The sequence below is a fragment of the Paraburkholderia sp. C35 genome (assembly GCF_003121405.1).
Classification (GTDB): domain Bacteria; phylum Pseudomonadota; class Gammaproteobacteria; order Burkholderiales; family Burkholderiaceae; genus Paraburkholderia.
This window is the reverse complement of record NZ_QBUY01000097.1, coordinates 1-21,687: the sequence shown is the minus strand read 5'-3', so window position 1 is coordinate 21,687 and position 21,687 is coordinate 1. Positions and strand designations below refer to the sequence as shown.

Below are 21,687 nucleotides of genomic sequence, written 5' to 3'. Positions count from 1 at the left end.
CACCCGCCGCTCACTCGGGCAGCGTGCCTTCGCCGTTCTTGCGTTCGACGCGCCGCCCGGCTTTTTCCACCGCGAGCCAGTATTCGCGCATCGCGCCAATCCGGTTCTGGTCCGCATGCACCGAGGCCATCGCGTTCTTCACGCGCGCCTTGAGTACCGTAGGCTGCGTGTGATTCAGCACGCTATCGGCGAGCCCGTTGAGCAGTGCCTGCTCATAGTCGGCGTTGCCGCTGTCCGTGCCGTCCGTCATCAGCAGCACGGGCACGCCTTCGAGGCGCGGCTCCTTCTTGAGCGCCGCGCATAGCTGCACGCCGCTGGTGTCGGGCAATGCGGCATCGACCAGAATCACCGTCGGCAGACTATGCAGCGCAAGCTCGAAACCTTGCTCGCCCGTTGCCGCCGACGTGCAGCGGCCCAGATCGTGCAGCAGATCCTGCAGGTGGTTCAGGCGGCCTGCATCGCTCTCGACGATCAGGATGTTGTCGGGCAACGCGCCGAGCGTAGGCGGCAAAAACGACCCCGCACGAAAACTCTCCGACTGGTCGAGTATCTTCAACCGCTTGCGCAACTGCGTTTCGACGCGCGCGCGCAATTGCGTCGCGTTGAGTGGCTTCGTCACGTAATCGGATGCACCTAGGCGGAAGGCGTCGAGTTCGAGCGCGGGCGCGTCGTGACTCGTCACGAAGATCACGGGAATCTTCGCAAGCTCGCTGTCGGACTTCAGGATTTCGCAGAAATCGAAGCCTGTCATGCCCGGCATGCTTGCGTCGAGCAGAATCAGGTCGGGCGTGGATTGGCGCGCGAGCAGCAAGCCCATTTCGCCCGACAGCGCAAAGCGCCGTTCTCCGTAATCAGAAAGCATATCGCTCATGATGCGCACCGTCGCGACATCGTCGTCGACGATCAGGAGCTTGAATTTGTACGCTGACATGTGCTGTGCAACGCCTCGGATTGAATGCTGAACACGGCGTTCGTGGACGCCGCTTGCGATGCCTGATACTTCCCCCGGCTGCTTTCAAGATTAGGCGGAGTTGCGCGCAACCCGCAATAGCGATTTCCCATATTCGTTGCGAATGCACATGCGTCAGCGCAACTTGCGGCGCGATATGACGCGCAGATGTCAAAGTGTTCAGCCTTTCCTGCCGGTCACTTTACGCATTTCTCTGTCAGTGTCATGAAGGTTTCGACGACGCGGAGTAAGGTGCGGCCTTTCTGCGCGTTGCGCGGCTGGAACACGTCCTGGCGCAATCCCGTCTAGAATCGCCGGGCGTCGCATGTGCGCCGGGTTCGGCGATGGCGGCGCGCAATACCGTCGTGCAGGGCGGCGTGCATCGCGAACGCCGCCTGCTTTACGCCTGAAAGGACCGCTGTCGTGTGGCATTTCCCCACCGCTATCCCCGCTTCGCTCGGCCCGTGGGCCGTCTTTCTCAGCGTGCTGGTCACGCAACTGGGCGTGCCCGTTCCCGCCGCGCCGATGCTGATGCTCGCCGGAACGATGGCGGCGATGGGGCAGGTGTCGTACGCGGGCGTGTTTCTCGCGGCGGTCGGCGCGACGCTGCTCGCCGATTCGCTGTGGTTTTTCGTCGGCCGCGTGCGTGGCCGGCGGCTGCTGAACGGGCTGGTGCGCTTTTCCCTGTCGCTCGATACCACGCTGCGCATGGCGCGCGGCGTGTTCGAGAAGCACGGCGCGCCGATTCTCACGCTCGCCAAGTTTCTGCCTGGCCTCGGCCTGATCTCCGCGCCTTTGCTCGGCACGACGGCGATTGCGCCCGCCGTGTTCCTGTTGTGGGATGCCGTCGGCGCGTCGCTGTGGGCGGGCGTGTATCTGATCGGCGGCGCGGCGCTGCATGACCAGATCGTGCAGGCGATGCTGCTGGTTCGGCACAACGGCGGCACGATCTTCGACGCGTTCGCCGCAATTTGCGTGACAGTGCTGCTGTACCGCTGGGTGCGCCGGACGCAGTTCCGGCGCTGGCTCGCGAAGATGCGCATCAGCCCCGAGCAGCTCGACACGATGATGCGTTCGGACTCGCCGCCGCTGATCTTCGATGCGAGGCCGCAAAGTGTGCGCGACACGGAGGCGTTCCGGATTTCGGGCGCCTATCCGCTCGATCTCGACTCGCCCGAGAAGCTGGACGCCGTGCTGCTCGCGCATCCCATTGTGGTGTACTGCGTGTGCCCGAGCGAGGCGACGGCACGGCGCATCATCGCGCAACTGCATCGCAAGGGCATTCATCACGCGCATGCGTTGAAGGGTGGCCTCGACGCGTGGGAAAAGCGTGGCTATCCCGTCGAGCCGCTGCCGGCCGATTTCTATACGTCGGTGGAGCGGCTGGCCGCCGCCGTGCCGGAAGGCGAATACACGGTTCGCGCGACGCTCGCGAGCTGATACGCGGCGCGGGTTTTCACGCGGCTGGTCCGCTTTTGCCCAGTAGCACGGCCGTTCGAAACACGGCCGTACGCGACATTTTCTGCGTTGCCGCGCACCTTTTCCCGGTCCGGTGAATTCACCGGAAAGCCTTGTCCAGCAAGGCGCTGTGAGCCGTGACATAGGGTGAAATAACTTCCGCATAGCCTGTAACGGCTGCCATCACTACAGTGCGCATATCGGATGCGATGCACTGATTCCCACCCACCGCAGACGATACCTCCCGCCACAAACCGTTATGGCATCGTCATGGACCAGTTCGCAAAAATCTCTCTGTACGCTTCGGGTTTCGTCGTTCTCGTATCGCTGATTGAAGCGGCCGTGCTTACCCGAGAAAAACGTCAATCCGCAACGCCGTTCGCGTGGTACGAAGTGTGGATCTCGCTGTTCGATCTCGTCGCACGCAAGCTGCTCGCCTTTCTGCCACTCTCGCTCGCGGCGCCCGTGTTCGCGCTCGCCTGGGATCATCGGCTCTTTACCGTGTCGATCAACAGCGCGCTGATGGTGTTCGCGCTCTTCATCGGCCAGGAGTTCTGCTACTACTGGTATCACCGCGCGGCGCATCGCATGCGCTTCTTCTGGGCGACGCACGCCGTGCATCATTCGCCGAACCAGTTGACGCTGTCCACGGCCTATCGGCTCGGCGTGACAGGCAAGCTGACCGGCTCGGCCATCTTCTTCGCGCCGCTGGTGTGGCTCGGCGTGCGGCCTGAAGTCGTGATGCTGACGCTCTACATGAATCTGCTGTACCAGTTCTGGCTGCATACGACGTGGGTGCCGAAGCTCGGCTGGTTCGAATACATCTTCAATACGCCGTCCGCACATCGTGTGCATCACGCTTCGAACGTCGAGTATCTGGATGCGAACTACGGTGGCGTGCTGATCATCTTCGACCGCCTGTTTGGCACGTATGTCGAAGAACGTGCAGAAGAACCGTGCCGTTACGGTCTCGTCACGCCGACCACCTCCCGCAATCCGTTCGTCGTCGAGTTCGAGCACTGGGCCACGTTGATCCGCGATGTCTTCACGGCAAAGAGCGTGTGGATTGCGATCAACCACGTGATCCAGCCGCCGGGCTGGCTGCCTGACGGCGGCGGCGAAACGACGGAAGAACTGCGTCGCAAGAGCAAGCCGGTGCGCAATGAAGTCGAGACAGTGAACGGCTGATTCATACAGTTCGAGCGAGTCGTGACAAACGGGGCGCGCAGCAATGCGCGCCCCGTCTGCTTTTGATGTTCCCGATCAGGCGCTGCGCTTGCTCATGTCTTTTGCAACGGATATTCATTCCAGATATTGACCTGTTTCTTCTTTCAAATCATTGACGTTGAACCACGCGCCAGCACATTGCAGGCCAATGGAGTAGTCTATCGACCTGACCTTCACGTCTACGCTCGCGTGCCGGCTGGCGAGTGTTCTGCATCATTCAATCTGAATCATCATTGAGGCCAACATGGAATTTCGACACCTGGGCGCGTCAGGATTCAAGGTGCCCGTACTCAGTTTCGGCACGGGCACATTCGGTGGCAAAGGTGAATTCTTCCAGGCGTGGGGCGCGACGGATGTCGCCGAAGCACGCAAGCTCATCGATATCTGTCTCGACGCCGGTGTGACGATGTTCGACAGTGCTGACATCTATTCGAGCGGTGCATCGGAATCGATTCTCGGCGAAGCGCTCAAAGGGCGCCGCGACAAGACCATCATCTCGACCAAGGCCACGTTCCGTTTCGACGATAGCGATCCGAACAACGCCGGCTCGTCGCGCTTCCACCTGATCAAGGCCGTCGATGCCGCGCTCAAGCGGTTGCAAACCGATTACATCGATCTCTTTCAATTGCATGGTTTCGACGCGAAGACGCCTGTCGAAGAAACACTGTCCACGCTGAACGATCTCGTGCGTGCGGGCAAGATCCGCTATACGGGCGTGTCGAATTTTTCGGGCTGGCATCTGCAGAAATCGCTCGATGTGGCAGAGCGTTATGGTTATCCGCGTTACGTGGCGAACCAGACGTATTACTCGCTGATCGGGCGCGACTACGAATGGGAGTTGATGCCGCTCGGCATCGACCAGGGCGTGGGTGCCGTGGTGTGGAGTCCGCTGGGCTGGGGCCGCCTGACGGGCAAGATCCGGCGCGGGCAGCCGCTGCCGGACGAGAGCCGCCTGCACAAGACAGCCGACATGGGTCCGCCCGTTCCCGACGAGTATCTGTATCGCGTCGTGGATGCGCTCGACGCCATCGCGGAAGAAACGGGCAAGACGATTCCGCAGATCGCGTTGAACTGGCTGCTGCAGCGGCCGACCGTCTCGACCGTGCTGATCGGCGCGCGCAACGAAGCGCAGTTGCGCCAGAACCTCGGCGCGGTGGGCTGGAACCTCACGCCGGAACAGGTTGCGAAACTCGACGCAGCGAGCAAGGTCAGACCGGTGTATCCGTACTGGCATCAGGAAGGATTCGCCGAGCGCAATCCGTTTCCCGTGTAACGGAAGCAGGCTGCATCACGATAGCCGTTGAAGCAGGGCCGGCGCGGCGCGTTCCCGTTGGAACACGTCGCGGGCTTTGCGGTGTTCTTCGAAGGCAACGTATCAGGGGGCGCCCGAACGTCACGAAGCGGACGCGGGCGTAGTGCATCGAATGGTCATGAGCGAGGCCAGATATGCCGACAGTGTTGCTGGTAGACGATGACGTTGACACGCTGGACGCGTGGCAGTGCGTGTGCGAAGCGCATGGCTACGAGACCTGTCTTGCCGCGGATGGACGCGCCGCGCTGGACATGCTGCGCCAGCGCGATGTGGATATCGTCGTGGCCGACTGGCGCATGCCCGTGATGTCGGGCAGCGTGCTGTGCTATCACGTGCGCAACGAGACGAGCCTCGCGGAAATTGTGTTCATTCTCGTCTCGGGCGAACCGAGCCCGCCTGCATTCGTGTACTACGACGGCTTCCTGCGCAAGCCGCTCGATCCCACCGATCTCCTCTCCGCCATGGAAAGGCTGCTGCTGGAGCGTGCCGCCGACGGCCGCCACAGAAAGGGCGCGTCTGCCGCGCCCAGGAACGGGTAAGGTCTTACGCCGGGTGTGTTGCGTATTTGTCCGCTTCCGCGCCGGGTATTTTTGACACTCCTATGATGAAGACGCTGCGTTGCATCTGACGCGTGGATGGTTGCCAAACCATCGTCGGTTCTTTATGATCGCGCGCCAAAAAAGACGTCGGCGATGTCCGACCGATGTTCGACTTGATACAGCCGTCCTCTCGGAGCCCAACAAAGATGAAGAAATCCTTACTCGCCCTCGCGACCCTCGGCGTTTTTACCGCTTCGGCGCATGCGCAAAGCAGCGTGACGCTGTATGGCCTGCTCGACACGGGCCTGGTGTACACCAACAACCAGCTTGGCCACAGCAACTGGCAATTGAACAGCAGCTCGACGCAGAACACGGTGTTCGGCCTCAAGGGTTCGGAAGATCTCGGCGGCGGTCTGCATGCCATCTTCAAGCTCGAGCAGGGCTTTCTGTTGAACAACGGCGCGCAGGCGTTCTCCGGTGATGGCTTCGGTTCGCAGGTATGGGTCGGCGTGCAGAGCGATCCATACGGCACCTTGACGTTCGGTCGCCAGTTCGACGTGATGAACGACCTCGTCGGCCCGTTGACGGCCGAGTTCAACACGTGGGGCGGCAGCATGGCCGCACATCCGTTCGAGAACGACAATCTCGCCGCCAATTCGGTGGTGGTCAACAACACGGTCAAGTACACCAGCCCGACGTGGAGCGGCGTCACGCTCGAAACGATGTACGCGTTCAGCAACAAGGCAGGCGACTTCTCGAACAACCGCTCGTATGGCTTTGGCGTGTCGTATGCCAATGGCCCCATCAATCTCGCGGCGGGCTATCTGCAGTTGAACAATGCGGGCAATGGCAGCGGCGCGGTCACGTCGGCGGATGCGAGCGCGAACTTCATTGCCGAACGTCTGCGCATCTGGTCGGGGGGCGGCAACTTCTCGTTCGGCCCGGCGACCGTGGGCCTCGTATGGAGCCACACGCAGATCGACAACGCGGCGGGCGTGTTCTCGTTCGGCACGGGCACGTATCTCGGCTCGAACGATGCGTCGGCAGGCACGCTCGCGGGCTCGCTGCGCCTCGACAACTACGAAGTCAATGCGAAGTACGCGCTGACGCCGGCATTGAGCGTGTCGGGTGCGTACACGTACACGCATGGCGCATACAACGGCTCGTCGCCGGGCTGGAACACGGCGATGCTGCAAACGGACTACGCGCTCAGCAAGCGCACCGACTTCTATCTGGAAGGCGTGTATCAGAGCGTGCATGGCGCACCGGCGGATTCGGTGCTCTCGCATGCAATGATCAACACGCTGTCGCCTTCGTCGACGGATACGCAGGTTGCCGTGACGGTGGGTCTGCGTCACGCGTTCTGATACGTGTGACAGAGAGCGGCGCGGACGCAAGGCTTGCGTCTCGCGCCGTTTATGTCAGGCACTTCGTGCATCAGAACAGGTGCCTGAGGCCAACGCGCACGGCAAGCTGCGAGTTGGCGCCCGTTCCCGAATTGCCGATAAAGCTCGAGCTTGCGCCGATCTCTGCCTGTACGGGCACAACCTTGCCGTTGACGATGTTGCTGCCCGAGGCCTTCTGATAGATCGCGAGCGCGTAGACGTCGGTGCGTTTCGACAATGCATAGTCGACGAAGCTGTTCACCTGATGCCACTTGCCGCTGGATTCGCCGCTCAGGTCGGAGAAGGTGTAGCCCAGTCCGCCGCTGAATGCTGGTGTGAACGCGTAGCGTCCGCCCACTTCGTAGTTGTTCAGTGTCGATTCACGCGATGCAATCTGGACAAGCTGCGTATGCGTCCAGTTGCCCCACACCTTGCCGTTGCCGATCAGATAGCTGCTGCCGATGCCGAACGTGCGCAGGTCGCGCAGCGGTCCCGTATTGATGTTCGCGATGCTGGCCGTGAAGGCGGGCGTCGCGCTGCCGGGAAAACGGATGTCCGTATAGGCCGCGCCGATAGCAAACGGTCCGGGCGCGTAGTTGACGCCTGCGCTGAAAGTTCTCGATGAACCTTGCGTCGTCGTGCTGCCTGCCGTCGTAGTCGGCGAGCCGGAGAACGCACCTGCCTGATTCGAAAAGCCGTAGAGCGCGCCGAACGTCAAGCCGCTAAAATTCGCGCTGCTGAATTTGATTGAGTTGTTGATGCGGCTCGATGTCAGTTGATCGAGATCGTTGATGTGATAGGCGTAGTTGCCGGCGGGCGTCTCGTGACCGATCGCATAGTTGTGGAGGTAGTCGCGTGAGAGCGAGTACTGGCGGCCGAACGTCAGCGAGCCGACGCCGTTCCTGTTCAGGCCGACCCACGCCTGGCGGCCGAACAGCGCGCCTCCTTGCGCGATGGTGCCATCGCCCGAATTGAAGCCGCCTTCGAGCGTGAAGATTGCCGAGAGTCCGGAACCGAGATCTTCCTTGCCGCGAATGCCCCAGCGGCTGCCTTGTGCAACACCGTCTGCATAGCGGACAAGCGCGCCATGTCCGCTCGATGTCGCGACATGATTCGCGTAAGTAATGCCCGTGTCGATCAGGCCATAGAGTGTCACGCTGCTTTGTGCGTGTGCGGCACAAGCAGTGAGGCCAGATGCGAGGCCGAAAGCGGCATTTGCAACGGTTCTTTTTAACATCCCGATTCCAGTCGATAGAAGAATTAAGCGGAGATTCAAGGTTTCGATGAAAAGCACAGAGGCTTTCCATTCGATGTATCGCCGCGAATATATCGGATGGAAAAAGATTTGTCGCAAGGCAGCAAGTGCTGTCAGAAAACGTGTTTTACGTGCAGTTCAATGGCACGGTTTGTCTATAATAGAATGCTGAAATGACTGAGCCGATGTCGTGCATTAATTAAATGAAAATTCAATTCGATTAAATCAATGCTGTAAGTAGCGTTATATAAAGCGACTGCTGTATCTATACGAGAAGATTTCCTCACACGAGATACCTGTCGCGTCCCGTCCGTGATCTTCATGACGCATCCGTGGCACACTGCGGTTTTATTGTTTTTCAGTTCTTAGATGCCTTGCCCAGACCTCTTTGCGAGGATCGAAGCAGGACACGCACGCCATGGACGCCGACGCCCACGTCTTTAACCAGCTTCGCCCGCGCCTGCAGAAGATTGCCTACCGGATGCTCGGCTCCGTTGCCGAAGCCGAGGACATCGTGCAGGACGTCTGGCTGCGCTGGCACGCTGCCGGGCGCGAAGCGATCGACAATGCCGAAGCATGGCTCGTGTCCGTCACCACGCGCATGTCGATCGACCGCTTGCGCGCCGCCAGAATCCAGCGTGAGCACTACTCGGGTATCTGGCTGCCCGAGCCGGAAATCACCGAATCGCCCGCCACGCCCGAAGAGATGACCGAGCGCGCCGACGATGTCTCCGTCGCGTTTCTGTTGCTATTGGAGCGGCTCACGCCCGAAGCGCGTGCCGCGTTCCTGCTGCGTGAAGTCTTCGATGCCGACTACGACGAAATTGCCGGCGCGATCGGCAAGACGGAAGCCGCGTGCCGTCAGCTGGTGAGCCGCGCGAAGACACAGCTGCGCGACGAGCGGCCACGCCAGGCGGTGCCGCGCGAGACACATCGCCAGTTGCTGCAGAGCTTTGCACAAGCGCTCGCGCGTGCCGACTTCCACGCGATCAATGCGTTCCTCGCCGAAGATGCCGTGCTGATCGGCGATGGCGGCGGCAAGGTGCAGAGCTTCCCCAAGCCGATGGTGGGCGGCCGCCGTATCGCGCAGCTTTTTTATGCGGCCCTGCGCCGTTATCCGGGCGGCGTTCATGTCAGGCTCGTGACGCTCAACGGACGAGGCGCGCTGCTGCGTTACATCGAAGGCAAACTCGAATCCGCGCAGACCTTCGAGACGGACGGCGAGCGCATCGTCAAGGTTCACGTTCAGCGCAATCCCGACAAGCTCGCGCGCATCCTCGCAACATACGGCGAACCCTGAGCGCGTCGCGCGCCGATACGTCGATTGGTGTCTCGCGGGCAACACCGTGAGTGCGTCTGCATGTCTACCGCGGCCTGTGCCGCGAACCTACCATGGCGTCGTGCGGTTCATCACCGCGAACGGCATCCGTCCGGCACGGATGCTTCCGTCATCGACGCCAGGAGACATCATGACCCAGCGCATCAACTACTTTCATCAATCCCCCGAGTTGACGAAGAAGCTCATCGAGCTGAACACGCTGTTGAAGGATTGCGCCATCGAAGAGCCGATCCGTGATCTCGTCAACATCCGTGCCTCGCAAATGAACGGCTGCGGCTTCTGCGTCGACATGCACGTGAAGGAAGCGCGCATTCATGGTGAACGCGAACTGCGTCTGCATCATGTCGCGATCTGGCGCGAGTCGACCTTGTTCTCGCCGCGCGAACGCGCGGCTCTTGCGTGGACGGAAGTGCTGACCCGTCTGCCCGAGCACGGCGTACCCGACGATCTCTACGAACGTGTACGCGGCCAGTTCTCCGAAAAGGAACTCTCGGATCTGACGTTCGAAATCATGGCGATTAACGCATGGAACCGCGCCAACGTGGCGTTCAGGACCGTGCCGGGTTCGTCCGACAAGGCATTCGGCCTCGACAAGGCGAACCTCGCCTGAGCGGGCGGCGTGTTTCTTCCCTAGCGGCCGGTTCGGCCGCGTCCCTGTGAGGCGCGCATCATGTTTCGCTCGAAGAGATTCCTCGCCACCCTGATGCTGGTGGCGGGCACCTCGGCTGCCAAGGCGCAGGCCACGGCGCCCGAAGCCATCGTCACACCCGTCATGACGAAGCCGCTCGACGACTATCCCGGCAAGGAGGAGACGATGCTCGTGGTCGAGTATCCGCCGGGTGCGCAGGATCCTGTGCATCGGCATCACGCGCACGGCTTCATCTATGTGCTGGAAGGCTCGATCGTGATGCAGGTGAAGGGCGGCAAGGCCGTCACGCTGACGCCGGGCCAGACCTTCTATGAAGGCCCGAACGATATTCACACGGTCGGCCGCAATGCGAGCCAGACGAAACCGGCGAAGTTTCTGGTGTTACTGCTTAAAGACAAAGGCGCGCCCGTTCTCGTGACGGAGAAGTAAGCAGCGCAGGCATTCGCGCGCAGGCCGCAGAAAAATTCGTGAGACGGCGTCACAAACAGGAGCGCTCAAACGTCTAGTCGAATAAGGACTCTACTTTTTGCGCTTCCATGTCAGACTACGCATCGCGCCACTCCGTCACGGGCGCCGACGATCCCATTGCAAGCACGTTTGCAACGAGTTTCGCCGGCGTCGTTTCCTTTCTGGCTGTCGCTAACGAAGGCAGCTTCGCCCGTGCGGGCGATCGCCTCGGCATCGGCCGCTCGTCCGTCAGCCGGAACGTGCAGAAGCTGGAGGCGCAACTCGACACGCGCCTCTTTCTGCGCACCACGCGCAACACGTCGCTGACGCGCGAAGGCGAACTCTTCTACGAGAACTGCCAGGCGGGCGTCGAACGCATCGTGCAGGCACTCGACGAAATGCGCGAACTGCGCAATGGTCCGCCGCGCGGTCAGTTGCGCATCTGTTCGACGCCTGGCTTCGGCCGCAGGATCGTCGCGCCGCTGCTGCGGGGCTTTCATGCGCAGTATCCGGACATTTCACTCGAACTGTTGCTCAACGACCGTCCCGCCGACTTCACTGCCGATCGCATCGACGTATCGTTTCGCGATGGCCGCATGGAAGACTGCGAGATCGTCGCGCGCCAGTTGATACCGATGCAGATGATCGTGTGTGCGTCGCCCGAGTACGCGAACGCTCACGGCTTGCCGCGTCATGTCGATGAGTTGCCGACACACCGCTGCATCAACCTGCGCACGGCGTCGGGGCGCATGCGCGAATGGGAGTTCAAGGTGGACGGCCTGCCGTTGCGCCGCCAGCCACATGCGTCGCATACGTTCAACGATCCGGATCTGATCCTGCAGGCCGTGCTCGATGGAGAGGGCATGGCGCAACTGCCGGGCTATCAGGTGTGCGATCTGCTGGCCTCTGGACGCCTCGTCGCCTGTCTCACGCGCTTTGCTCCCGACGATGGCGGCCACTACATCTGCTATCTGAGCCGCAAGCATCTTCCTGCGCGGATCCGCGTGTTCGTCGACTACATGACGGAGCACACGCGTGCGCTCGATCTGCATTGCCTGACCACGATGGATACGCTAACGGCTGCAGCCTGAGTGCCGCGTCACTTTGGCGGCGGCTCGCTTTCGACGGGACACGACGATGGCATCGGTCTGCCGAACAGCACCGCCATACCGCAGTCCGATGTCAGCATGCGCCGCGCGTCGTGGCCCACGCCCGGCACCTCGACCACACGCTGATTCAGCCCGCCAGGAAAGCGTGCCTGCAGATAAGCAAAGTACGACAGCCCGCGCGCCAGCCGGAACGGGCCTTGCGCCATGGCCGCGCAGGACCGGTCGATAAAGTGCGTGCGCGGATCGACGTCGTCCTGTCCGAGCAGATACACGACATCGCGCTGCGCGTATTGTGTTTCCATCGCCGCGATGTTCTGCGTGGCCACATAAGCGGGTGCATCCGTCATGCCGTACTTCCATTGCACGGCGCGCGGACACGCCTGCGTGTCGACGTTCTGAAAACCGCCGCCCGATGCAGGGCGCGCATCGTCGAAGTACAGATAGCTCGACGGATTCGCGACGACGTAGCGCACGTGGATGCCATCGCGCGTCAACGCCTGTTCTGCGCGGCCTGCTACGGCATAGCGCTGCACGACCTGCGCGCCCGCCGAATGGCCGATCAGCGTCACGCTCTGCAGCGACGGATACCGCTGTCGATCGTCGAAATGCTGGAGCAGCGCATCGAGCGCCGAGAACGAACTCACGGGCGCGGGGCGGCGTGCCGGTGCGCCTTCCTTCCATCCACCTTCGGACCACACCAGCGTGCGCGGCGGCAGCGCAAACGCGCGCAGATCGGGCGGGGTGAGAAACTGCGGTGCGACGATCATGCTGTCCGTGCCATGCGAGCCCGCTGCAGCGAGTACGCGCTGCCCGGTGGCAAAGTAGGTATCGGCATTGCGCAGCGTGCCGTGCACGATGATGAAGACGCGCGTGAGGCCGGATTGTGCGGCGTCGATGTCGCGATCGGCATAGAGCGGCAAGGTGGCCTCGCCGTCGGGCGTGCTGACGGCAATGGCCTGATCGGCGACGTGCGCGACGGGCGCATCCTGCTTCGATGGCGCGGCGTTCGCGCTGGCATGGGCGATGGCCAATGCAGTCCCTGTTGCGGCAAGCAACAGATGGCGTGCTGAAAATGAAATCATGTCGGATGCCTTGTGACGGTCGTGCGTATTAAACGCGCGAGCCGGAGAATTCCGTCGCACTTGTACTTCCCGGCGTGCGCGTGATGTCTGCGGCGCAATGGCAATTGATATGAACGTTACGCGGGCGCTTCGCGCGCCCACGGAGGTCTGCTCGATCTCAGGCCGACGGCACCGGCCAACGGCGCGCTAGAATGAAAACCCGCGCCTTTCTTCGACGGCAGGTGGCCATGAATCTGTGCATTGCCCGCTATACCCGCATAGGGCTATCCGTCGCGTGTGCCGCATGGCTCGCCACGCTCGCCGCGTGCGGTGGCAGCGCTTGCATCGGCTTCGATGCGTGTGTCAGCAGCAACCCGACTCAACAGCTCGCGCTGGCGGGTACAGCGGCCACAGGCAGAGCGCTGGCGAGCGCAACCGTCAGCGTCAACTGCGCGCAGGGTGCGGGCTCGGTACTAACGGATGGCGGCGGGCATTACAGCCTCGCGTTCAACGCAATACTGCCTTGCGTCGTGACCGTGACGTCCGGCGGCACGACGCTGCATTCTTTGTCTTTTTCCAGTGGCACATTCAACACGACGCCGCAGACCGAACTGTTGCTGGTCTATCTCGCCGCCCAACTGGGCACCACGGAGTCGAATCTGATCGCGAACTTCGCGAGCAACGCGCAGTTCCAGAAGGCACTCGCGAATCAGACTACGGTGCAGAATGCGCAATCGGCTGTGGTCACGAATTTGCAGCAGCACTATGCGGTCACGCTGAGCGTACCCGCGTTCCTGACCACGCCGTTCGTGGTCGGGCAAACTGGCGTCGATAGCGATCTCGAAGCGCTTGCGAAAGCGGGCGCAATCGATTCAAGCGGCTTGCCCGACGCAGCCGCTATTGCGCTGATGACACAGGCGGGTGGCGCCAATCCGCTGGCGAAATAGTCCACGCCTGCGGGTGTCTGTGCTGCATCCCACAGACGCGCGTGAAAAGGTCGCCAGGAAAAGATCGGATGCGCCGACAAACTGCACACGAATGATGTAAATTGTTCTACCCTATAAAAGTTACCTGCTGCGCATTGACGCCGCTCTCGCGTCGGTGCCGCCCGCGAGCCGCTACACAGTAGTTCGGTATGCGGCTCTCTAGTCGTGCGGCATCATGGCCTGCGGCTAACGTCAGAAGATCTCAATGCCGATTCCCGATTACCCGCCGGCGTTCATGGCAATAGCTGCGACGGCAGGCGATGCATCGGTTCTCATCTGTTACCACGGAGGAAGAAGATGGCGATTCGACTAGGAGAAGTGGCACCCGATTTCACAGCGGAAACCACGGAAGGCACGATTCGTTTTCACGAATGGATCGGCGATAGCTGGGCAATCCTGTTCTCACATCCGAAAGACTTCACGCCCGTCTGCACGACGGAACTGGGCTACATGGCGGGACTCAAGCCGGAGTTCGACAAACGCAACACCAAGATCATCGGCTTGAGCATCGACCCGGTCAGCGATCATCAGAAGTGGGTGAAGGACATCGAGGAAACGCAGGGCAACGCGATCAACTATCCGATGATCGGCGACGCCGATCTGAACGTCGCCAAGCTCTATGACATGATTCACCCCGAAGCCAGCGGCGGCTCACGTACGGCTGTCGACACCGCAACGGTGCGCTCGGTGTTCCTGATCGGTCCGGACAAGAAAGTGAAGGCGATGCTGGTCTATCCGATGAGTTCGGGCCGCAATTTCGACGAAGTGATGCGTTTGCTGGACTCGCTGCAACTGAACGCGAAGCACACCGTCGCGACGCCCGTGAACTGGAAACCCGGTGATGACGTGATCATTCCCACGTCGGTTTCCGATGAAGCCGCCAAAGAGAAATATCCGCAGGGCTTCAAGACCTTGAAACCGTATCTGCGTTACGTCGAGCAGCCCAAGTAAGATCCCGGGCAACAAACCGGCGCGCGCGTGCTGCGTGCGCCGGTGCAGCATCCATAAGTATCGAATGCATTTCCCCACACGTTGAGAGACCGTGAGCGTGCTGATCTTCCGACAACTGTTCGACCAGCAATCGTCTACCTATACCTATCTGCTCGCGGACAGCGACACGCGCGAAGCCGTGCTGATCGATCCTGTATTCGAACAGGCGCGACGCGACGCTGCGCTGCTCGGCGAACTTGGCCTTCATCTGCGCTATACGATCGACACACATGTACATGCCGATCACGTGACGGGCGCATGGCTGCTGAAACAGCACACGGGCAGCGCGATTGCGATCTCGGCCGCGAGTGGCGCAGAGGGCGCGGACCGCTATGTCGATCACGGCGACACGATTCAATTCGGCGCGCGACATGTGCAGGTGCGTTCGACACCAGGTCATACGAATGGCTGTATCAGCCTCACACTCGATGACGAGACCATGGCTTTTACAGGCGATTGCCTGCTGATTCGCGGCACAGGCCGCACGGACTTTCAGCATGGCGATCCACGCGCGCTGTTTCGCGCGGTACATGAGCAGATCTTCTCTTTGCCCGAAAACTGCCTGCTCTATCCGGCGCATGATTATCGCGGCCTTACGGTGACGAGTGTCGCTGAAGAGCGGCGCTTCAATCCGCGGCTCGGCGGCGAGCTTTGCGAAGATGATTTCGCCGGCTACATGAGCAACCTCGGCCTGCCGCATCCACGGCAGATCGACGTGGCGGTTCCAGCGAACATGAAGTGCGGTGTCGCGGCCAGCGATCCCTCGCAAAAGCCGCCGCCTGAATGGGCGCCGCTGACCTACACGTTTGCGGGTATCTGGGAAATCCATCCACAGTGGCTCGAAGAGCATCTGCAAGCGGTGCAGATCGTCGATGTGCGTGAACCCGATGAATATAACGGCCCGCTGGGCCGCATTCCGGAAGCAAAGCTGATTTCGCTCGGCAGTCTGGCGAAGCGCGCGGCGGAAATCGGCAAGGAGCGCCCGGTGGTGACCGTGTGCCGCGCGGGCGGTCGTTCGGCACAGGCAACCGTGATCCTGCGTCAGGCAGGCTTCGAGCACGTCGCGAATCTCGCGGGCGGCATGCTGCGCTGGCGCGCAGAAGGGCGTGTCGTCGATAACGGCAGCGAGTAGGCGCGTATTACACGCTGGTCATTTTTAATCTGCATGCCAATCAATGCTCAGGCATGCAGATCAATGTCAGATGGTGCCGAACAATGCCCGCGGACGATCGCGCAAAGCATGCGCAAGTGTTTGCAGCGCGCTCACCAGTTGCTCGCGCGACGACGCGCACGCCAGATTGATCCGCACGCCGTGCTCGACTTCCGCACGATCCACCGCGAACGCAGACGACGGCATCACCACCACGCCACGCGCTTTCGCGTTGGCGGCGAAATCGTCGGCACGCCATGGCGGCGGCAGCGTGAGCCACACGAACATGCAGGCCGGGTCCGACTCCAGCCATTCCTGCGGCAGAATCTGCCGCGCGAGATCGTGGCGCACACGAATCTCGGCGAGTTGCGCGTCCATGATGCGGCGGGCGGTGCCGTCTTCGATCCAGATGGTCGCGATCAGCATCGACATCGGCGCGGGCATCCATGCCGTAGTGCGTACGGCTTCGGCAGCGAGTGCGGAACGCTCGGGCGGGCTGAGCAGATAGCCGAGGCGCAGACCGGGCGCGAGAATCTTCGAGGTCGCGCCGATATGAAACGTCAGTTCGGGGCACAGGCTCGCGAGCGTCGGCAGACGCTGCGAAACGAGCGGGCCATACACGTCGTCTTCGATGATCGCGACACCATAGCGCCGCGCAATATCCACTAGCGCGACGCGGCGTTCGAGGCTCATCGTCGTCACGGTGGGATTCTGCAGGTTCGGCACCGTGAAGATCGCCTTCACGGGCACACGGCTGCAAATCCGTTCGACTTCATCCGTGATCAGGCCGTCGCGATCGCTCGGCACGCTGACGATCTCGAACTGGAATACGGGCGCAAGCGCCTTGAGGCCGTAATACGTGAGGCGATCCGCGATGATCACGCCGTCCGTGCCGATCAGGCTGTTGAGCACGGCATACAGGCCGTGCTGCGCACCGCTCGTGACGACGAGATGCTCCGGCGCGGGCGCAAACCCAGGTGCCGCCATCCACTTGGCGCCTGCGGCGCGTGCCCAATCTGGACCCTGCGGCGGCTGATATTCCTGCAACGCTGCATAACGCGGATCGCGCGGCAGTTCAGCGAGCGTCGTGGCAAGACTCGACAGGAATTCGCCCGTCGCGGGCCGGTTGACGGTCAGATCGATTGCGCCGCCCGGCGCGGCGTTGGAGGCGCTGGCTGTTTCGACGCGCGGCATCGCGCCGCCCGGGACCAGCGAGCCGCGCCGCTTGCTGCCGATCACCAGCCCGCGCAACTGCAACTCCTTATAGGCGCGCGATACCGTCGACACATTGATGCCCAGTTCCGTGGCGAGCTGGCGTTGCGGCGGCAGCCGGCTGCCGGGCGGGTAGACGCCGCCGCGAATCTCGTCCTCGATCGATGCCGATACCTCGATGTAGGTCGCGCGTTTTGTCTGGACCTGATCGCCGTTTGTCTGGTCGACTTGGGCGCTCGCGCCGTTGCTGTGTGCCGCTTTGTGTCTGCTGGAAGCCATCGTCTCGCCCTGTCTCCATACAAAACAGGTTTTGTCTGCCTGTTTGTGCCAGTTCGCCGGATTTTATACCAGATACGTGTGCGTGCCACTGTTTTCAAGCCTGGCAAGGACCAAGCCCAGCCACGCCAGGGAAAGTCCTGGACCACACAATGAGGTTTTTAATTGCACACAAAAAATTGTTGTGTGATTCTTTGACTCAGGTTTTGTGTGGTTTCAGGTTGCTTTCGTTTTGAATGCAGGACAGAGCAGGAAGGAGATTTCGCATGGCAGAGAGCAGGACAAACGCTCGCGCAGCGCGCGACACACAGGAAAGCGGGACGCCCAAACTCGGCGTCGCATTGCGTCAGCGGCACGTCACGATGATTTCGCTGGGCGGCATCATCGGCGCGGGGCTGTTTGTGGGGAGCAGCGCCACGCTCAGCACGGTCGGGCCGGCTGCGTGCCTGTCGTATGCGGTGGCGGGCATCGTCGTGCTGTTCGTGATGCGCATGCTCGGCGAAATGGCGCTCGCCGTGCCGGGCGTCGGCTCGTTCACCGAATACGCGCGGATCGGTCTGGGCGACTGGGCAGGCTTCACGAGCGGCTGGCTGTACTGGTACTTCTGGGTGATCGTGGGTGCCGTGGAGGCCGTGGCGGGCGCCGCCATCCTGCAGCGCTGGATACCCGCGCCCGTGTGGATGATCGGGCTGGTGCTGCTGTCGGTGATGACCTTCATCAACCTGATGTCGGTCAAATCGTACGGCGAATTCGAGTTCTGGTTTGCGTCGATCAAGGTCGCGGCCATCATCGTATTCATCGCGATCGGCGCAGCGTGGGTGTTCGGCTTTGGCCACACGCACAGCGCGCTGAGCAATCTGACGGCAGCGAAGGGCTTTATGCCGTTCGGCACGATGTCGGTGTTCGCAGCGGTGCCGACCGTCATCTTTGCGGTGGGCGGCGCGGAAATCGCGACCATCGCCGCCGCCGAGTCGGACAACCCCGCCAAGAGCGTCGCGGCAATGACGCGCTCGGTGATCCTGCGCGTGATCACGTTCTACGTCGGCTCGATGTTCCTGATTGCGTGCATCGTGCCGTGGACCAGCATCGTCACGGGCCATTCGCCGTTCGTCGCTGCGCTGGAAACGATGCGCGTGCCGGGCGCCGCCGACATCATGAATGCCATCGTGCTGGTCGCCGTGCTGTCCGCGCTGAATTCCGGGCTGTACGTGTCGTCGCGGATTCTGTTCCGCCTCGCGGGCCGTGGCGATGCACCGCGTGCGCTGCTGCGCCTCACACCGTCGCGTGTGCCGCGTCTTGCCGTGCTGTTGAGCAGCGTGGTCGGCTACGTCGCGATCATTGCGGCCATCGTGTCGCCGCAGGGCGTGTTCCTGTTCCTCGTGAATGCGTCGGGTGCCGTGATGCTGTTCGTCTATCTCGCGACGGCGCTGGCGCAAATCCGCATTCGACGCCGCCTGCAACGCAACGGCCAGCAGCCCGAACTGCCGATGTGGCTGTTCCCGTGGCTCTCGTATGCGGTGGGGGCGGCAATCGTCGGCGTGCTGTTCGCGATGGGGCTGGATGGCGAATTGCGTCCGCAGTTGATGGCGAGTATCGCGAGTCTCGCGGTGGCGTCGGCGGCCTGGCTGCTTGCGGCAAGACGGCGCCCTGCCGATGACGGCACGCGCACGGGCTATCTCGCGGCAGCCGATGGGCGAGCATTGTCGGGAGAGCGTTGATGGCAGAGATCGGCATTGTCGGCGCAGGATTCATCGGGCTTGCTAGCGCCGGCTGGCTGATGCGCGACGGGCATCGCGTGACGCTGTTCGATCCGTCGGGCGTCGCGCAGGGCGCGTCGTTCGGCAACGCGGGCACGTTCGCGCCGTATGGCTGCATTCCTGTGAACAACCCGTCGGTGTTTCGCGATTTGCCGCGTTTTCTGCTGTCGAGCGAGAGTCCGTTCCGGTTGCGCTGGAGTTATTTGCCGCATGTACTGCCGTGGCTTGCGCGCTTCATGGTCAGCTCGACGCGGCAGCGTTATGAAGCGAGCGCGGCTGCGCTGGCTGCATTGCTTGGCGAAGCGCAGGCCGGATACGCGCCTTTGCTCGAGGAGCCGGAACTTGCGAAGTATGTGCGGCCACGTGAGTGTCTGTATCTGTATTCGAGCGCTGCATCGTTCGATGCATCGCGCGGTTCGCTGGATTTGCGCAAGCAGCTTGGCGTGTCGTTCGATGTGCTGTCGGCTGAGCAGGTGCGCGAACTGGAGCCATCGTTAGCGCCGATCTTCGAGCGCGGCGTGTTGTTCAGCGACAGCTGGCATTTCTCCGATCCGCAAGGATTTCTGCAGTCGCTGTATGAACTGCTCGCGGCGCGCGGACTGAAGCTCGAACGCACGAGCGTGAGCGCGCTCGAACCGACGGCGGACGGCGTCATGCTGAGAACCGATGACAGCACGGCACGTCGCTTCGATCATGTCGTCGTGGCGACGGGCGCGCGCTCGGCTAAGTTCGCGGAACAATGCGGCGACCGCGTGCCGCTCGACACCGAGCGCGGTTATCACGTGCGGTATCGCGGTGCGTCGCAACTGATTTCGCGGCCTGTCGGCTGGGCCGAACGCGGTTTCTACATGACACCGATGGAAGATGGCGTGCGCGTGGCGGGTACGGTCGAACTGGGTGGCTTTAGCGATGAGCGCAACCGTTCGCTGCTGGATTTGCTGACCTTTTCGTCGAAGCGCGCGTTGCCGGGTTTGCAGCAGCCGGACAGTTCATGGCTAGGCTTCCGGCCCACGTTGCCCGATGGCGTGCCCGTGCTGGGCCGCGCGAGAGCCAGCGAGCGCGTGATCTACGCATTTGGTCACCAGCATCTCGGACTGACGCTGGCGGGTGTGAGCGGGCGCATCGTGGCCGATCTAGTGGCGCGTCGCGCGCCGCCGCTCGACCTGTCGCGCTACGCGGCGACGCGGTTCTAAAGCGACGCCTACGCATGTGTTCAAAGACAGCTTCGACGCGTCGCGCATCGAATCAGTCGGCAAGGAAAAAAGCGCGACATTCTTCTATCGACAGGAGCGCATCATGAATCGACGTACATGGCTGATCAGGTTGGCGGTTTGCGCTCTGGCAGCGCAAACAACATTTGCTTTCGCGGCTGATCCCGAGATCGTCAAGATCGGCTTTGTTGGCCCGTTGACGGGGCCGGTTGCACGGGTGGGCAAAGATCTGCAATACGGCGCGCAACTCGCGCTGGATGAAGAGAACGCGAAGAATCCGACCATTGCAGGCAAGCCCGTCAAGTTCGTGCTCGACGTGCAGGACGATCAGGCCGATCCGCGCGTGGCGATTCAGGTGGCGCAGAAGCTTGTCGACGATGGTGTCGTGGGCGTGATTGGACACTACAACTCGGGATGCAGCATTCCCGCTTCGGCCGTGTATCACGCGGCGAATGTCGCGATGATCACGCCGGGCTCGACCAATCCGCAGCTAACGAAGCAGGGCTTCAAGAACGTGTTCCGCACGATGGGACATGACGGCATTGGTGGCGTGGTGGCGGGGCATTTCGTGGTCGAGCAGATGAAGGCCAAGCGCATTGGCATCATCGACGACCGTACGGCGTTTGGTCAGGGACTGGCTGATTCGTTTGAAAAGGGTGTGAAGGAAGCGAACGGCAATATTGTTTCGCGCGAGTTCACCAACGACAAGGCCGTCGATTTCCGCGGCATTCTGACTACGATGAAGAGCAAGAATGTCGATGTGATTTTCTTTGGCGGTCTGGATGAGCAGGGCGCGATGCTGGTCAAGCAGATGCGTTCGCTGGGGATGCAAACGCAACTGTTTGGCGCTGGCGCGCTGAAGAGCAATGCGTTCTTGCAGATTGCGGGCGCTTCCGGGGAGAAGACTCAGGATCTCGAACCGGGGCCGGCGCTGGATAAGTTGCCCGCAGCGCAGGATTTCGGCAAGCGATATAAGGCGCGGTTCAATCAGGATGTCGAGTTGTATGCGCCTTTTGCCTATGATGCTGCGCTGGCTATGTTGAAAGCCATTCATGATGCTAATTCGCTGGATCGGCAGAAGATTGTCGATAGTCTTGCTAAGGTTTCTCTGACTGGTGTGACCGGGAAGATCACGTTTGATCCTTATGGGGATCTGATCAAGCCGCCCTATACGTTGTTTGAAGTGCAGCAGGGGCAGTGGAAGAGTGTGAAGACTGTTGGGGGAGGGGCTTAAGGTTAGGGTTTGGTTTGAGGGTTCGCTGGCATCCGCTTTTTGTTAGTGGTTTGCTAGCGTTGCCCCTGTGCGGGGCGGCACCTACTTTTCTTTGCCGCCGCAAAGAAAAGTAGGCAAAAGAAAGCGGGCTAACACCGCCAG

The 21,687-nt window shown here is 61.6% G+C and carries 19 protein-coding genes; 15 read left to right on the top strand and 4 right to left on the bottom strand.

Features of this window, described 5'->3' with window-relative positions; all coding sequences use genetic code 11:
- Positions 1-10: 10 nt before the first annotated feature.
- On the bottom strand, positions 11-931 hold the full coding sequence (locus DK391_RS35125; RefSeq protein WP_109482604.1) for a response regulator: 921 nt from the start codon (positions 929-931) through the stop codon (positions 11-13).
- Between the two features lie 441 nt (positions 932-1,372).
- Here DK391_RS35125 and DK391_RS35120 point away from each other — a divergent pair, with 441 nt between their 5' ends.
- From DK391_RS35120 to DK391_RS35100, 5 genes are all read left to right on the top strand, one after another.
- Positions 1,373-2,389 (top strand): VTT domain-containing protein, encoded by a 1,017-nt coding sequence (locus DK391_RS35120; RefSeq protein ID WP_109482603.1) that lies wholly within the window; start codon positions 1,373-1,375, stop codon positions 2,387-2,389.
- A 288-nt stretch (positions 2,390-2,677) separates the two neighbouring features.
- The gene (locus tag DK391_RS35115) at positions 2,678-3,595 is read left to right on the top strand and encodes a sterol desaturase family protein (RefSeq protein WP_109482602.1); all 918 of its coding nucleotides are present in this window, start codon (positions 2,678-2,680) and stop codon (positions 3,593-3,595) included.
- Positions 3,596-3,878: 283 nt separating this feature from the next.
- On the top strand, positions 3,879-4,907 hold the full coding sequence (locus tag DK391_RS35110; RefSeq protein WP_109482601.1) for an aldo/keto reductase: 1,029 nt from the start codon (positions 3,879-3,881) through the stop codon (positions 4,905-4,907).
- 173 nt (positions 4,908-5,080) lie between these two features.
- Positions 5,081-5,485, top strand: coding sequence for a response regulator (locus tag DK391_RS35105; protein ID WP_109482600.1), 405 nt, complete (start codon positions 5,081-5,083; stop codon positions 5,483-5,485).
- A gap of 206 nt (positions 5,486-5,691) precedes the next feature.
- Complete coding sequence (locus DK391_RS35100; protein ID WP_109482599.1) at positions 5,692-6,852, top strand: porin; 1,161 nt, start codon at positions 5,692-5,694, stop codon at positions 6,850-6,852.
- Positions 6,853-6,922: 70 nt separating this feature from the next.
- On the opposite strand, the gene DK391_RS35095 is transcribed toward DK391_RS35100, so the two are convergent.
- A complete protein-coding gene (locus DK391_RS35095; RefSeq protein ID WP_109482598.1) occupies positions 6,923-8,107 on the bottom strand; it encodes a porin in 1,185 nt (394 codons plus the stop codon).
- 436 nt (positions 8,108-8,543) lie between these two features.
- On the opposite strand from DK391_RS35095, the gene DK391_RS35090 reads away from it, so the two are divergent.
- The 4 genes from DK391_RS35090 to DK391_RS35075 all read left to right on the top strand — a co-directional run bounded on the left by DK391_RS35090 (position 8,544) and on the right by DK391_RS35075 (position 11,651).
- On the top strand, positions 8,544-9,425 hold the full coding sequence (locus DK391_RS35090) for an RNA polymerase sigma-70 factor (protein ID WP_109482597.1): 882 nt from the start codon (positions 8,544-8,546) through the stop codon (positions 9,423-9,425).
- 169 nt (positions 9,426-9,594) lie between these two features.
- Positions 9,595-10,074 (top strand): carboxymuconolactone decarboxylase family protein, encoded by a 480-nt coding sequence (locus tag DK391_RS35085; protein ID WP_109482596.1) that lies wholly within the window; start codon positions 9,595-9,597, stop codon positions 10,072-10,074.
- A 60-nt stretch (positions 10,075-10,134) separates the two neighbouring features.
- The gene (locus tag DK391_RS35080; protein ID WP_109482595.1) at positions 10,135-10,542 is read left to right on the top strand and encodes a cupin domain-containing protein; all 408 of its coding nucleotides are present in this window, start codon (positions 10,135-10,137) and stop codon (positions 10,540-10,542) included.
- Between the two features lie 107 nt (positions 10,543-10,649).
- A complete protein-coding gene (locus DK391_RS35075) occupies positions 10,650-11,651 on the top strand; it encodes a LysR family transcriptional regulator (protein WP_109482594.1) in 1,002 nt (333 codons plus the stop codon).
- Positions 11,652-11,659: 8 nt separating this feature from the next.
- Here DK391_RS35075 and DK391_RS35070 read toward each other — a convergent pair whose 3' ends face one another.
- Positions 11,660-12,751, bottom strand: a complete 1,092-nt coding sequence (locus tag DK391_RS35070) for an alpha/beta fold hydrolase (RefSeq protein WP_109482593.1) — start codon at positions 12,749-12,751, stop codon at positions 11,660-11,662.
- A gap of 227 nt (positions 12,752-12,978) precedes the next feature.
- On the opposite strand from DK391_RS35070, the gene DK391_RS35065 reads away from it, so the two are divergent.
- From DK391_RS35065 to DK391_RS35055, 3 genes are all read left to right on the top strand, one after another.
- A complete protein-coding gene (locus DK391_RS35065) occupies positions 12,979-13,677 on the top strand; it encodes a hypothetical protein (protein ID WP_109482592.1) in 699 nt (232 codons plus the stop codon).
- A 336-nt stretch (positions 13,678-14,013) separates the two neighbouring features.
- The gene (locus tag DK391_RS35060; RefSeq protein WP_109482591.1) at positions 14,014-14,667 is read left to right on the top strand and encodes a peroxiredoxin; all 654 of its coding nucleotides are present in this window, start codon (positions 14,014-14,016) and stop codon (positions 14,665-14,667) included.
- Between the two features lie 100 nt (positions 14,668-14,767).
- Positions 14,768-15,838, top strand: a complete 1,071-nt coding sequence (locus DK391_RS35055) for an MBL fold metallo-hydrolase (protein ID WP_204117497.1) — start codon at positions 14,768-14,770, stop codon at positions 15,836-15,838.
- Positions 15,839-15,904: 66 nt separating this feature from the next.
- On the opposite strand, the gene DK391_RS35050 is transcribed toward DK391_RS35055, so the two are convergent.
- Positions 15,905-17,347 carry a PLP-dependent aminotransferase family protein gene (locus tag DK391_RS35050; RefSeq protein WP_109482589.1) on the bottom strand — a complete coding sequence of 481 codons (1,443 nt, stop codon included), beginning with the start codon at positions 17,345-17,347 and terminating at the stop codon, positions 15,905-15,907.
- A gap of 263 nt (positions 17,348-17,610) precedes the next feature.
- Between DK391_RS35050 and DK391_RS35045 the strand changes: the two genes are divergently transcribed.
- The 3 genes from DK391_RS35045 (at position 17,611) to DK391_RS35035 (ending at position 21,546) form a co-directional block, all read left to right on the top strand.
- Positions 17,611-19,062 (top strand): amino acid permease, encoded by a 1,452-nt coding sequence (locus tag DK391_RS35045; RefSeq protein ID WP_109482588.1) that lies wholly within the window; start codon positions 17,611-17,613, stop codon positions 19,060-19,062.
- Positions 19,062-20,294, top strand: coding sequence for an FAD-dependent oxidoreductase (locus tag DK391_RS35040; RefSeq protein ID WP_109482587.1), 1,233 nt, complete (start codon positions 19,062-19,064; stop codon positions 20,292-20,294). The genes DK391_RS35045 and DK391_RS35040 overlap by 1 nt, the downstream gene beginning before the upstream one ends.
- A gap of 103 nt (positions 20,295-20,397) precedes the next feature.
- Complete coding sequence (locus DK391_RS35035) at positions 20,398-21,546, top strand: branched-chain amino acid ABC transporter substrate-binding protein (protein WP_109482614.1); 1,149 nt, start codon at positions 20,398-20,400, stop codon at positions 21,544-21,546.
- The last annotated feature ends 141 nt before the right edge of the window (positions 21,547-21,687 follow it).